This window comes from Paenibacillus sp. BR2-3 (assembly GCF_046529485.1).
Classification (GTDB): domain Bacteria; phylum Bacillota; class Bacilli; order Paenibacillales; family Paenibacillaceae; genus Paenibacillus_AQ.
In genome coordinates, this window is record NZ_CP126311.1 from 912,796 (window position 1) to 926,048 (window position 13,253).

Below are 13,253 nucleotides of genomic sequence, written 5' to 3' on the forward strand. Positions count from 1 at the left end.
GATAATCCGACAGCTTAGGGCCATTACGAGGCGGAAGCGCCCGCGTTCGGTCAGAGTGCGGGCATACCGGATGATGCTCTCGACAAGCTGTTTCGTGCCGCGCTGATGGAGGTTGGGGGAGGCATGTTTTTCATCATTAGTCGAAGCACTAGAGGAGGAATGCTGTATGGACGAAGTAAAGGATCATCTGGAGCAGGGCTTGCAGATTGTTTTTATCGGCTTTAACCCCAGCATTCGTTCGGGAGAGCTTGGGCATCATTATGCGAATCCGCGCAATAACTTCTGGAGAATACTGCATCAATCGGGTCTGACGCCGCGGCTGTACGAAGCCTCTGAGGACGAAGAACTCCTTAAGCTCGGCTATGGATTTACGAACATTGTGGCCCGTCCGACACGTGGAGTAGAGGACATTACGCGTGAGGAATATAAGCGTGGCCGTGAGCTTCTCCGGGCTAAACTGGAGCAATACCGTCCGGAAGTGGCCTGTTTTGTTGGCAAAGGCGTATATACGGAGTTCAGCCAGAGGACAAGGGCGGAGTGGGGCTTTCAGGACAGAACGGAGCCTATAGTTGATGGCGTCCGTGAATTCGTCGCACCCTCGTCCAGTGGCTTGGTCCGAATGCCTTTGAGCGGTATTGTAGATATTTACCGGAGGCTGCATGAGGCTGTGACAGAGCAGCTGTAACGGTATTATAATGGCAGCAGGCTTGGATCTTCCGTAGAAAAGGAGTAAAACATGAAATACGACGTTATTTTATTCGATGCCGACGATACACTTTTTGATTATGGAATGGCTGAGGGCCATGCGCTGTCCAGCGCATTTCTCTACTTCGGAATGCCCACGGGAGCAGAAGATTACAAGGCCAGCTACAAGGAGATCAATCAGGTGCTGTGGAGAGACCTGGAATTGGGCCGCATTACTTCCGAAGTGTTGCGGGTAGAGCGATTCAACCGTCTTTTTGCTGCCCACCAGCTTGAACTTGATGCGCAGGAATTCAGTGCTGCCTATTTGCGCTTTTTGAGCGAGGGGGCATTTCTGATCGAAGGGGCTGCAGAGCTGTGCGGGGAGCTGTCCCATTGCAGGCTGGCGATTATTACGAACGGGATCAAAGATGTGCAGACCTCCAGAATCCAGGGTTCTCCGCTGTGCGAAACCTTTGAGCAGATCATTATATCCGAGGAAGCGGGCTGCCAGAAGCCGGAGACCGGTATTTTTGAGTATGCTTTTGCCAAGCTGGGGATTTCCGATAAGGACAAGGTGCTCATTGTAGGCGACTCTCTGACCTCTGATATTCAGGGTGGTATTAATTATGGTATTGATACTTGCTGGTTTAACCCGCTCGGTAAGGTAAATGAATCCGGGATTCAGCCGAAGTATGAAATTAGCAGCCTGTCGGAGCTGTTGGACATTGCCGGTCAGAAGCATAAGCCCGCGAACGCTTAAACCCCGTCCATTGCATAGCAGGCATAAGAAAATAGACCTCAAGGCTTAGTTGGAACAAGCCTGAGGTCTATTTTTATTTGTGAAGCTTATGCTGCTTATGGCCGTGTATCCAGCGGTTTCAGATGGGCCTCAATTTGCTGGCGTTTGGACTCCAGGAATGGCGGCAGGGCCAGGGATTCGCCCAAATGTTCAATGTGCTCGTCTGTAGCAAAGCCCGGACCGTCTGTAGCCAGCTCGAAAAGAATGCCGTTGGGTTCCCGGAAGTACAGGGAACGGAAGTAGAAGCGGTCAACGAAGCCCGAATTAGGAAGGCGGACGGTGCGCACACGCTCAATCCATTGCTTTAGTTCCTCTTCATTATCTACGCGGAACGCTACATGATGGACACCGCCCCGTCCGAGGTGCTCCTGCGGCAGATTGTTACGTTCTTCAAGGTGAACCTCAGTGCCTGAGCCGCCTTCTCCGGTCTCGAATACAATGACATCAGGCTGTCCGGCTGCTGTGGAAGGATATGTGCCTTTGCGGCGGAAGCCAAGCAGACCTTCGAGCACAACGGCGGTATCCTCGGCTGTTTCTACCGTAAGGTGAGCCGGCCCCAGACCAACGATGCCGTACTCAGCAGGAACAGGGCTTTTTGCCCATGGTGTGCCGCCTGCAACCCCTTTATCGTTCTCATCCGATACGAGAATGAAGCGTTGTCCCTCGTGATCCCGGAAAGAGAGTGTTTGCCGACCGCCCAGCTCCGTAATGGTACCGTGTTCCACTTTGTGTTCTGTCAGGCGTTGATCCCAATACGCAAGAGCTTCATCACTGGGAACGCGCAGGGAAAGTGCCGAAATACTATTGTTGCCATCCTGGTTGTGTCCTGCCATCGGGATTTCGAAGAACGTTAGCTCCGTTCCGGGATTACCTTTTTCATCTCCATAGAACAAATGATAAACGGAAATGTCATCCTGGTTGACGGTCTTTTTGATGAGGCGAAGACCGAGCACTTCAGTGTAAAATTTAAAGTTCTCCGGTGCCTTTGCAGTAATGGCGGATACGTGGTGAAGGCCTTTAAGTGTTAATTCCATAATGTAATACCTCCAATTCTGTTTTGGTTACGGGGTCATATCCTGAATGGAAAGGCAAGCTTGATGGAAGTTAATCTGCCCAATCTGGCTAGACCCTATCAAAGTATGGTATATTATTCTCACAATAAAACAAAGTAAGGAGATTGGAAATGGAAAAAACTTTGATTTTTGGCCACAAAAATCCGGATACGGATACGATTTGTTCTGCAATTGCCTATGCTGTGTTGAAAAAAGAGCTGGGCTGGGATGCTGAAGCCGTTCGTCTTGGAGACGTTAGCGGTGAAACCCAATATGCGTTGGATCAATTCGGAGTGCAGGCTCCGCGTCTGGTGGAGAATGTAGCCGACGAAGCGAAGCAGGTTATTCTTGTTGACCATAATGAGCGCCAACAGAGCGCGAATGATATTGATAAGGTACGTGTTGTTGAGGTTATCGATCATCACCGGATCGCCAACTTTGAGACCGCTCATCCTCTTTACTACCGTGCAGAGCCGGTAGGCTGTACAGCAACGATTCTGAACAAGCTGTATAAAGAAAATGGAGTTGCTATTCCTAAGGAAGTTGCCGGATTGATGCTCTCCGCAATCATCTCGGATTCCCTGCTGTTCAAATCGCCGACATGTACAGCAGAAGATGTAGCTGCGGCACGCGAGCTGGCTGAAATCGCCGGTGTGGATGCCGAAAGCTACGGATTGGAAATGCTGAAGGCCGGTGCTGATCTTAGCGACAAGACTATCGCACAGCTTATTTCCCTGGATGCCAAGGAATTCAAAATGGGCGAATACAAGGTCGAAATCGCACAAGTAAATGCGGTGGATACGAACGACGTACTTTCCCGCCAAGATGAGCTGGAAGCCGCGCTTACGTCCATAATCGATGAAAAGGGACTGGATCTGTTCCTCTTTGTAGTGACGGATATCCTGAACAACGATTCCGTAGGAGTGGCTCTGGGTCGTGCGGCAGGTGCCGTAGAGCAAGCCTACAATGTGAAGCTGGATGATAACAAAGCCCTTCTTAAAGGCGTTGTCTCCCGCAAATCGCAAATCGTACCGGTTCTTACAGAAACGATTGCCAAGCTGTAGAACGTTCGAATTAGCACGATAAGTTAAGAGCTTCTGCCAAAATCATTTTGTGATGGCGGCGGGGCTCTTTTTTGCTACAATAGGGAGTGGAGTTTATATTTAAGTAATCAAGCACATACGGGATGGAGGGCTGAAAAATGACAAAAACGCGAAACACAGGATCTCTCCAATTTAAATCATTCGGTCTGGTGCTCCAGGCTTTGGTCATACTGGCGAAGAAAGGAAACGCCTGTTCCAGCTGTGAAATCGCCGAGCTCCTTTCGTCAGAGGCAACGCTTTTAAGACGGATTCTAGCCAAGCTGACCCGTGAGCATATTCTCGTGACCAGAGAAGGGCGGGATGGCGGTTATATGCTGAACAAGGACCCTGAAGACTTGACCCTGGCGGAAATTTACCGGGCTCTTGAAGTGGGGGAATCGTGTAATAAAGCGGTGAATGATACGATGTGCGTCAATGATTTCGGTGTGCAGATGAAGGCGGCCTGCGGAGATATTCTGGAGGAAATGGACCGGAGTGTACTAGGTGTGCTGGAGCAATACACGGTTGCCGATATGGTGCGCAAGGCGGGATATTGACAGGGTCTTGTTGTTTGAATTATACTGTGCGTATTAAGCTACAGTTACTGGAGATTACAGACAGACTCGTGTATGCAGAAAGCAGAAATATATTTTTTTGATGTTAACTGTGTATTTAGGTACACAGAATACAGAGATTAGGATGAGGAGGAAATACTGCGATGGCAACTGATTTGAAAGTAGAGCAGGAGTTCAGCAAGGTGATTCGGGAACGGCATTCGGTGCGGAAATATGATCCATCCTGGAAAATATCCGACGAGGAAATCAAGGAGCTTTTGGGTGAGGCCATTCTTGCGCCTTCTTCCTCCAACCTTCAGCCGTGGCGGTTCATCGTAATCAACAATCAGGAATTGAAGGAAAAGCTGCTGCCGGTTGCCAACAATCAACAGCAGGTTGTAGATGCCTCGGCTGTAATAGCCGTACTTGGCGATACGGAGGCCTACCGCAACGCAGAGACTATTTTTGATCAGGCGCTTGAAGCTGGATTTATAACCCCCGAGGTACGGGATATGATGGCTACGAACACCTATAATGCTTACTCCGGTATGAGCCCCGAGAGACTTAAGGATATCGCTCTTGTAGACGGCGGCTTGATTTCCATGCAGCTGATGCTGGCCGCAAAAGCAAAAGGCTACGACACTGTGCCGATGGGCGGCTACAATGCCGGAGCCTTCCGTGAGCTGTTCCAAATCCCGCAGCGCTATGCAACCGTAATATTGATTGCGCTCGGAAAAGCGGCGGTGGAAGGGCGTCCGACCGTAAGATTGCCTTTGGAGGATGTAACCCACTGGAACGGATTTCAAGCCTAAAATCACAGGAGCAGGGCCGATCAGAACGTACTGGTCGGCTTTTTTGTTTTCCGCGCGCTTTCTGCTACAATATTTCCAGGGCAAGTCGGCAGCTTGAGTAATGTATTGCAATGTGACCATGACTGGGAGGGGAAAAAATGATTCAGGTAGATACGGCGGACTCCGCTCATCGCTTTGATCACGGCTGGCTAAAGGGCAGTCATATTTTCTCGTTCGGGGATTTCTACGATCCTGACAATACGGCATTTGGTCCGATGCGTGTCTGCAACGATGATACAATCTTCCCCGGAAGAGGCTTTGGTGCCCATCCCCACAGCGATATGGAGATCGTGTCGATTGTACTATCGGGAAGGCTTCGGCATGAAGATAACTTAGGCAATGTAGCTGAGACCACCTTCGGCGGCATTCAGCGGATGTCTGCAGGCACGGGTGCGATCCATACGGAGCATAATCCGTCGGAGGATGAACCTGTACGCCTATTGCAGCTTTGGTTCATGCCCCGGACACGCGGGACAGCGCCATCCTATACCACAGGACGCTTTGATCCGGCGAAGCTGGAAGGAAAGCTGTTGCCGGTTGTAGCTGCTGAAGGCTCGGAAGAGGTAGTGGATATCGGTCAGGACATGACGATTTATCTAAGCCGGATGACTGCCGGTCAGGAACTGGTATTTAATCAGGAAGCCGGAAGACGCATTTTTATATATGTCATTGAAGGACAGCTCAGCGCGGGCGGGGATGCGATGCTGCACCCGGGAGATTCGGCGAGGATTACAGAAGTCAGCGAGCTTAAGCTTACTGCGCCGGAAGGGGCCTTCCTCATGCTGGTTGATTTACCGTGAGGCTTACGAAGCCAGCTTTGCTACGCAAAGCTAAGTAAACGCTAACGAAGCCAGCTTTGCTACGCAAAGCTAAGTAAACGCTAACGAAGCCAGCTTTGCTACGCAAAGCTTTTAGGAGGGACAATTATGGTGCAGGAGAGAGTACTGGTTAAACACTCGGTAACTGGCCGCATGCTCGTCAGCAGCACGGAGGGGGTGACCTACACTTTTGATCAAAAGGGTGAACTTACGCTGATTACCTTATGCGGCGTACCTGCCGACAAGGGTGCGGCGGTGGTGGAGCTGAAGTCCGAGCTGAATGTATTTCGCTTTGAAGAACCGGAAGACGGACCGACTATCAAGCATTGGTACTATGTCGGCGACAACCCGGTAGTCTATGACGAAGCGGCTAAGTGTTTAACGTTGTCGGTTCAATCGGAGATTGAGTACCGGCCGGATCAATACTGGGAGTGATCATTGCACGTACTGCCAGGTGTGTCGTTACTATAATTAATTAATTGCACTTCATACACTTATTTTGCCCAAAAATCGCTTCCGCCGGCTTTTAGTTGCACTCGGTACAATTAAAAAACAGCTAAACACTGTTTCGGCACTCTACCGAAGATATAGTTGCACCAAGTGCAATTAAGCGACCGATTCCACAAAAACTAAGCAGTTTAGCTGTACGAAGTACAATTAAAAGCAAAACAGAATATTACTCTATAAACCGAACTAAAGAATTCTATTATGAAAGGGGAGAGTTAACGAGGGGAGGTTTGGAACTGGAGGAGCGATAGCGACCACCTTTGTCCCCGGATGTTCACCGATGCAAGCGGTCTAATCCAAAACATCTGGGGATGGGCAGCGGCCGGAATTCCAAACATTCCCCGTAGTTACGGGTAAACACCCCACAGCATAGGTCAAAATCTTTAGTTCAACTTATATGGCTAGTCCAAGACTTGTTAGTTCCAGATCACTTCCGAGTACATCTAACACTTCAGGTTAGTTATTTACTCATTCCAACCGGATTATATGTATATATTCAAAGCGACAGAAGAAATGACATTGACATAAGCCTCCATCTATACTAGCTTTGTTATGAAACATAACACAATGGTAGATAAAAAGATAGGAGAATTGGAGAACATGGAATTGTTTGCAGCACTGGAGCGGGATGACTATGAGGAACTGCTGTTTTGTCAGGATAAGGCCTCGGGATTAAAAGCAATCATAGCTATTCATGATACGACGCTGGGCCCCGCGCTGGGTGGAACACGGATGTGGACCTATGCTTCCGAGGAGGAGGCGATTATCGACGCTCTTCGTCTGGCCAAAGGGATGACTTACAAAAATGCCGTGTCTGGTCTGAATTTGGGCGGAGGTAAAACGGTTATTATCGGTGATCCCAAAAAAGATAAGAATGAGGCTATGTTCCGCGCCTTCGGAAGATACATACAGGGCTTGAACGGGCGCTACATTACCGCTGAGGATGTTGGGACAACGGAAGAGGATATGAACATTATTTATGAAGAGACGGATTATGTTACCGGAACATCCCCTTCTTACGGTTCGTCGGGTAATCCTTCTCCAGCTACAGCTTACGGCGTTTATCAAGGGATGAAGGCAGCGGCCAAAGCAGCTTTTGGCACGGATTCACTGGAAGGCAGAACAGTAGCCGTTCAAGGTGTGGGGAATGTAGCTTTTAGTCTATGCAAGCATCTTTATGAAGAGGGCGCACAGCTTATCGTAACGGATATCAACAAGGAAGCTGTTCGCCGAACCGTAGAAACTTATGGTGCCAAAGCGGTAGATCCCGCCGATATTATCAGTGTGGATTGCGATATTTATGCTCCATGCGCACTCGGTGCTACGATTAATGATGATTCGCTGCCGCTCATTAAGGCAAAGGTTATTGCAGGCGCAGCGAACAATCAGCTAAAAGAGCCGCGGCATGGTGATGCTCTGCATGGCCTGGGCATTGTGTATGCACCTGATTATGTAATTAACGCGGGTGGTGTAATTAACATTGCCGATGAACTGAACGGTTACAATAAGGAACGTGCATATAAGCAGGTGGCGAAAATTTACGACAGCATCACCCGGGTGCTGGAGATATCACGCACAAGCGGTCTCCCTTCCTATGCCGCAGCGGATCACCTTGCCCAGGAGCGGATATCCATGCTGAAGAATAGCCGCAGCACCTTCCTTCGTGACGGACATCATACACTCAGCAGAAGACAGCTGCGGGGTTAAGCTATCCTTTATAAAGCCTGAACACCACTTGCTACAAAAGTGGAGGTTCGGGCTTTTTTGAAAATATAAGAAAGTATAAGTTTCACTCTATACTTTACCCTTATATTTCTCCGAGAAACGGGTGCCGTGTCCCTATAAGGACGGCGAAGCCGTTTCTTCTTGGTGCAAAGACAGTAGATGTTGTATCTTTGCATATCCAGCTAAAAAAACTCGGTCAGCTCACCCGGAACAATAACCGGTGGAACTGGCCGAGTTTTTAAATTTATTATTGAACCTTTTGCGGTTCAGGATAGGTGACGCCGAGTGTATCGACGGTTACCTTTTTCATCGCGGGCGGGTTCTCCGGCCGGTCAGCGTCGTCACGCGGAAGGTTTACGATCGCGCTAACGACTTCAAGTCCCTCCGTAACTTTACCAAAAGCGGCATAACTGCCATCCAGATGGGGAGCAGCGGCGGTCATAATAAAGAATTGGGAACCGGCTGAGTCGGCTTCCTGCGATCTTGCCATCGAGAGAATGCCCTCGCTGTGAAGCAGATTATTAACAAATCCGTTGCCGGTGAATTCTCCTGCTATGCTGTAACCCGGTCCACCCCCACCTGTACCCTCAGGATCTCCACCCTGAATCATAAAACCGGGGATGACTCTGTGAAAGATGGCTCCATCATAAAATCCTTTTTTAATCAATGAAATGAAATTATTTACGGTGTTGGGAGCAACCTCCGGATAAAGCTCTGCTTTGATCATGCCGCCGTTGTCCATCTCAATTGTAACCACGGGATGGCTTGCCGCTGCCGAAGGGACTCCTTCAGTGGCTGCTGCTGTACTGTTGCTATTTCCCGGCTTGTTGCCGCAGCCCGCCGCGATGACGAGCAGCAAGCACATGAACATTAGAAGGATCGCCGGTTTTATTCTTGTAGGCTTCACTTTCTTACTCTCTCCTTTAGCTTGGATAATCGTTGTCGTCTTTCATCATAACTCCTTTGTCCCATCACTTGCAAAAGCTGAGCAAGCCCGCCGGGCTTGGCACCTATTCCAAAGAGGTTTACAATAATAGGATGCTTCCAGGAAAAAACAGAAAGGACGGGTACACGATGAATTTTTCATGGAAGCGGAACCTGATCGTGCTTTGGGTAGGTGTTTTCTTTTGCAGTACGGCGTATTCGATCTCGATTCCGTTTCTCTCCATTTTTCTCAGCGACGAGCTTGGCGTCGATAATCATTTGGAAATATGGTCCGGTATTACCTTCGGCATCACTTTTTTGGCCAGTGCATTGATTTCACCGTTTTGGGGCTCACTCGCTGATAAATATGGCCGCAAGCCGATGCTGATCCGCTCGGGATTCAGTCTGGCTGCACTTTATTTACTTAATTATTTTGTGCATGATCCGTACTTGTTTCTTGTAGTTCGGGTGCTGCAGGGCTTGCTTGCCGGCTTTGTTCCGGCGGCGATTGCCATGGTAGCGACCAATACACCGGAAGAAAAGACCGGATATGCTCTTAGCATCATGTCTACAGCGGGAGCGTCGGGAAGTATCATCGGTCCATTGATCGGCGGCGTGGTCAGCTATTATTCCGGAAACCGCAACGCCTTTCTTTTCTCGGCCGTCATTGTGCTGGTCTCAGCCCTGATCGCAACTTTTTTTGCCAAAGAACAAAGCTTTGACCGGTCCGCGCCAAGGTCGCATGTCCGGGATGACATCCGGGAGGCCAGAAGCAACCGGGCATTTGTTACGCTGCTGACGCTTGCTGGGATCAGCACCTTCTCCGTTATGATTCTGGAGCCGCTTATTCCGATTTACATGCTGCATATGGGGGTTTCTAAAAGCACGGCCTCGTTAAGCTCGGGAATTGCATTCTCTGCGGTAGGCATAGCAACTGTGCTAATGGCACCCCAGTGGGGGAGAATTGGAAGCCGCAAAGGCTTTGGCCCCATCTTGTTCATTGGACTTATAGGCGGCGGAATCGGAAATATCCTGCAGTTTTTTGTGTCAGGGTATGTAGAGTTCGCACTGCTTCGGTTTGCCTACGGACTGTTCTATGCCGGGGTTCTGCCCTCGGTAAATGCCATGATTGTACAAGTTATTGAGCCCGGCTTCCGGGGCAGGGCCTTTGGTCTTAACCAGGCAGCCTCCCAGCTGGCAACAATGGCGGGACCTATAATAGGCGGCTTGCTGGGTGCTTTCATGCCGATCCGCTGGGTGTTTGTCATCAATGGAATCCTGCTGCTGGCCGCGGCCGTTCTCGTCAAGCTGCGAAAGCTGGAGTCGCAAATTTCCGCTGTCCGTGCGGTAGAATAGCTGGCTGCTTTACATAAAAGGGTTATCCGTTAGCCGTCATCAACAGGCTGCGGGATAACCCTTTTGCTTTTGATTGTTATAAGGCAGGCCGTTTATTCTCCTTGTGAACCATTCAATAAATCGGTACCATGTACAATTTCAATGGGGGGAGAGGCAGGATCAACGGGTGTGTCTTCCTTGATATCATCGGCATCCGGCACATCCTCCAGAGGGGGTTCTTCATCCTCGTTGTCCAATTCTCCCTCTTCAGTATAATCTGTAAGACTGCCGGTCAGTCCTGAGGCACCCGCTGCCAGGATGGCATCCGACTCGAGCAGGTCATCCCGTTCCGGGGCCGTGCGGTTGATAATTGTCGCTTCCGTCTTGTTAAATTTATTATCCATAGCGGTTCAGCTCCTTATATTTAATGCGCCGGTTTATTCACCGTCTTCATGTTCATCCCCGGGAATTGCATGGTTGATCGCTTCTTTTTGATCCTTGTCCTTCAGGGCGCCAGGGAAAGTATCTTCCTGAAACAAGCCGGAATCCACGTCAATATCGCGCTCGGTTATCAGAGAATCTTCCTCGTGGGCTTCTTCTTTGGATGATTTGGTATCGCTCATGGTATATCCTCCTGGTTACATAAGGATTTCAATTGATATATATCTCCTTTACCCTTTTACGTGGCTTCGAATCTGCGCGGAAGGGTAAACGCCGTAATCCTTAATATATTCAGTCAGGAGCAGGATTAACCGTTTGAACCAGAAAAACCCCCTTTTCCGCGGTTTTTTTGCAAAATTAGGCAGGTATAGCTCGAAGCGTGTCGAAACTAAGAATCATATAACTACTTATATTAATAACTAATGACTTACTGAGGTGTCATTATGAGGTTGTCCTTACACAAATCAGCGGTGTTACTAGTGGCGCTATTGCTGCTGACTGCTATAATTTCCCTTGGAGTGGCCATGAATGGAGGCGGAACGCCGGGTTCTTCTCTGCCGGGCTGGGAGCTTAAATGGAGCAGCGCGGCGGTTCCGGATCCGGCAAAGGCTCTGAAGGGTCCCGAAGAGGAGTGGACACTGCAAACGGGTCACAGTCCCGGGATGAAGGCTCCGGAGGGGAAATCTGCGGCATGGGTGCGCATTTCTTTGCCGAATATTGAAGATAACTCTGCAGTGTTGATTGATAAAGTATATGGAAACGATATCAAAGGGTTTGTGAACAACGTCTTAATCTACAAATCAAATGGAACAGCCAGTCTGCACGGCTCCAAAGTTCTGATTCCCTTGTCCAAGGAACAATCGGGAGCACAGCTTTTTTTATGGATCAGCGGCGAAGACCAGCCGGTCGGTATTAAAGGTGGCATCTTAACCGGAAGCTACGGGAGGCTGCTTTCTCTTTACGTGAAACAGGACTTCATGGATATCATTATTGGAGCCTCATTGATTTTTACGGCTGGAGCATTTGCGGTATGCGCTATATTTTTAAAAAGAGAGCTGTTCGTCAGTGGCTTCTTTGTTGTTCTTATTATTGTATCCTCAGGAGTATTGGTGATCACCTATTCCCCTTTTGTCCCGTTTCTTCAGAGCAGTTCCGGCAGATTTATGGATACCTTCTTTGACCTCGCCTTATTCACTTTGCTGCTGTCGTTCGCTTTCCTTTTTGAAAAAATGTTTGGTCCCGGGAAGAAGGGGATCGTAACAGGCATGCGAAGATTTCTGGTCGGCTATACGATCCTCTGTTCCTGCCTTTGGATTCTTAATTTGGGCCTGTCATACCGTCTGGATGGCTTGTACGAATATATGACGGTTAATGTTGCCGTAGTGCTGATGATTCTGCAATTTCTGCTTCTGTTGGGACAGGCTGTATATTACGCCTATCGCGGCAATGCGGACGCCCTTATTTTTTCGGTTGGATTTGCTGCTTTTGCAATGCTGATGCTTGCTGAAATGATCATGTTCTATAGGTCTGAAGGGATACATCACTTCTATTGGTGGAAATGGGGTGTGGTAATGATCGATATTTCGCTGATTGTGATTCTGGGTAGAAGTTTTGCCGGAAACCATCAGCAGGTCGTTCGTTATTCTCATGATCTGGAAAAATTCAATAATGATTTGCAGCGATCCGAGAAAATGGGGATTATCAGCGAGCTGGCTGCTTCTGTTGCGCATGAAGTGCGAAATCCGCTCCTGATCACCCGCGGCTTCCTTCAGATTCTTGGTGAAAGATCAGGCCATAAGGAGAAGGAGTACTTGCAGATGGCAGTTATGGAGCTGGACAGGGCTTCACTCATCATTTCAGATTTTCTTACCTTTGCCAAACCGGAAATAGAGGCGGCAGACCTGCTTGACGTTTCGGGAGAGTTGACGCATGTTGCGGGTGTTCTGGTTCCACTGGCCAATCTGCAGTCCTCCGAGATTGTACTAAAGCTGCAAAACGGACTGTATGTACAGGGGAGCTCTTCCAAGCTTAAGCAGGCGTTTATCAATATCATTAAGAACAGTGTTGAAGCTATACAGGAGAACGGACTGATTACAATAACATTATGGCGATCGGGAAATCACATCATCGTCAGTGTGCGGGATAACGGCGAGGGCATGAAGAGCAGTGAACTCGCCCGGTTAGGGGAGCCTTACTTCTCTAACAAAACCAAGGGAACCGGCCTTGGACTCATGGTAACCTTCCGGATTATCGAGGCTATGGGGGGCACGATCAAATTTCACAGCCAAAAGGGGGAGGGTACCGAAGTTATAGTTAAACTTCCCGCTGGTTAGAACATTTATCTTCCTTTTTTTAGAAGGAAAAGGAAGGGATTAAGCGAAGTAATAGTCTAACAGTAACATTACTTCTGAAATTTGAGGTGCTTGTATGCGATTGACGGTGAAGAGTCTTCACATAGTTGTAGTATTATTTCTTATACTT

14 protein-coding genes are annotated in these 13,253 nt (G+C 48.9%); 10 read left to right on the forward strand and 4 right to left on the reverse strand.

Going from position 1 to position 13,253, the window contains the following annotated elements; all coding sequences use genetic code 11:
* The first annotated feature begins 166 nt into the window (after window positions 1–166).
* Together PaeBR_RS04330 and PaeBR_RS04335 are read left to right on the forward strand one after the other, a co-directional pair.
* Window positions 167–685 (forward strand): mismatch-specific DNA-glycosylase, encoded by a 519-nt coding sequence (locus tag PaeBR_RS04330; protein WP_410513663.1) that lies wholly within the window; start codon window positions 167–169, stop codon window positions 683–685.
* A 51-nt stretch (window positions 686–736) separates the two neighbouring features.
* Window positions 737–1,444, forward strand: coding sequence for a YjjG family noncanonical pyrimidine nucleotidase (locus PaeBR_RS04335; protein WP_410513664.1), 708 nt, complete (start codon window positions 737–739; stop codon window positions 1,442–1,444).
* 95 nt (window positions 1,445–1,539) lie between these two features.
* On the opposite strand, the gene PaeBR_RS04340 is transcribed toward PaeBR_RS04335, so the two are convergent.
* On the reverse strand, window positions 1,540–2,517 hold the full coding sequence (locus PaeBR_RS04340) for a ring-cleaving dioxygenase (RefSeq protein ID WP_410513665.1): 978 nt from the start codon (window positions 2,515–2,517) through the stop codon (window positions 1,540–1,542).
* Between the two features lie 149 nt (window positions 2,518–2,666).
* On the opposite strand from PaeBR_RS04340, the gene PaeBR_RS04345 reads away from it, so the two are divergent.
* From PaeBR_RS04345 to PaeBR_RS04370, 6 genes are all read left to right on the forward strand, one after another.
* Window positions 2,667–3,599 (forward strand): manganese-dependent inorganic pyrophosphatase, encoded by a 933-nt coding sequence (locus tag PaeBR_RS04345; RefSeq protein ID WP_410513666.1) that lies wholly within the window; start codon window positions 2,667–2,669, stop codon window positions 3,597–3,599.
* A 137-nt stretch (window positions 3,600–3,736) separates the two neighbouring features.
* Window positions 3,737–4,174 (forward strand): RrF2 family transcriptional regulator, encoded by a 438-nt coding sequence (locus tag PaeBR_RS04350; protein ID WP_410513667.1) that lies wholly within the window; start codon window positions 3,737–3,739, stop codon window positions 4,172–4,174.
* A 161-nt stretch (window positions 4,175–4,335) separates the two neighbouring features.
* The gene (locus PaeBR_RS04355) at window positions 4,336–4,983 is read left to right on the forward strand and encodes a nitroreductase family protein (RefSeq protein WP_410513668.1); all 648 of its coding nucleotides are present in this window, start codon (window positions 4,336–4,338) and stop codon (window positions 4,981–4,983) included.
* A gap of 137 nt (window positions 4,984–5,120) precedes the next feature.
* Complete coding sequence (locus tag PaeBR_RS04360; protein WP_410513669.1) at window positions 5,121–5,822, forward strand: pirin family protein; 702 nt, start codon at window positions 5,121–5,123, stop codon at window positions 5,820–5,822.
* Between the two features lie 126 nt (window positions 5,823–5,948).
* Window positions 5,949–6,275 (forward strand): hypothetical protein, encoded by a 327-nt coding sequence (locus tag PaeBR_RS04365; protein WP_410513670.1) that lies wholly within the window; start codon window positions 5,949–5,951, stop codon window positions 6,273–6,275.
* Window positions 6,276–6,947: 672 nt separating this feature from the next.
* Window positions 6,948–8,054, forward strand: coding sequence for a Glu/Leu/Phe/Val family dehydrogenase (locus PaeBR_RS04370; RefSeq protein WP_410513671.1), 1,107 nt, complete (start codon window positions 6,948–6,950; stop codon window positions 8,052–8,054).
* 265 nt (window positions 8,055–8,319) lie between these two features.
* Here PaeBR_RS04370 and PaeBR_RS04375 read toward each other — a convergent pair whose 3' ends face one another.
* The gene (locus tag PaeBR_RS04375) at window positions 8,320–8,943 is read right to left on the reverse strand and encodes a peptidylprolyl isomerase (protein ID WP_410515070.1); all 624 of its coding nucleotides are present in this window, start codon (window positions 8,941–8,943) and stop codon (window positions 8,320–8,322) included.
* Between the two features lie 203 nt (window positions 8,944–9,146).
* Between PaeBR_RS04375 and PaeBR_RS04380 the strand changes: the two genes are divergently transcribed.
* Entirely contained in the window at window positions 9,147–10,352 is a 1,206-nt protein-coding gene (locus PaeBR_RS04380; RefSeq protein ID WP_410513672.1) for an MFS transporter, read from the forward strand.
* Between the two features lie 92 nt (window positions 10,353–10,444).
* Here the strand turns inward: PaeBR_RS04380 and PaeBR_RS04385 are convergent, their stop codons facing one another.
* Window positions 10,445–10,735 (reverse strand): hypothetical protein, encoded by a 291-nt coding sequence (locus PaeBR_RS04385; protein WP_410513673.1) that lies wholly within the window; start codon window positions 10,733–10,735, stop codon window positions 10,445–10,447.
* A gap of 33 nt (window positions 10,736–10,768) precedes the next feature.
* Window positions 10,769–10,954 (reverse strand): hypothetical protein, encoded by a 186-nt coding sequence (locus PaeBR_RS04390; RefSeq protein ID WP_410513674.1) that lies wholly within the window; start codon window positions 10,952–10,954, stop codon window positions 10,769–10,771.
* 267 nt (window positions 10,955–11,221) lie between these two features.
* Here PaeBR_RS04390 and PaeBR_RS04395 point away from each other — a divergent pair, with 267 nt between their 5' ends.
* Window positions 11,222–13,105 carry an ATP-binding protein gene (locus PaeBR_RS04395; protein ID WP_410513675.1) on the forward strand — a complete coding sequence of 628 codons (1,884 nt, stop codon included), beginning with the start codon at window positions 11,222–11,224 and terminating at the stop codon, window positions 13,103–13,105.
* Window positions 13,106–13,253: the final 148 nt, after the last annotated feature.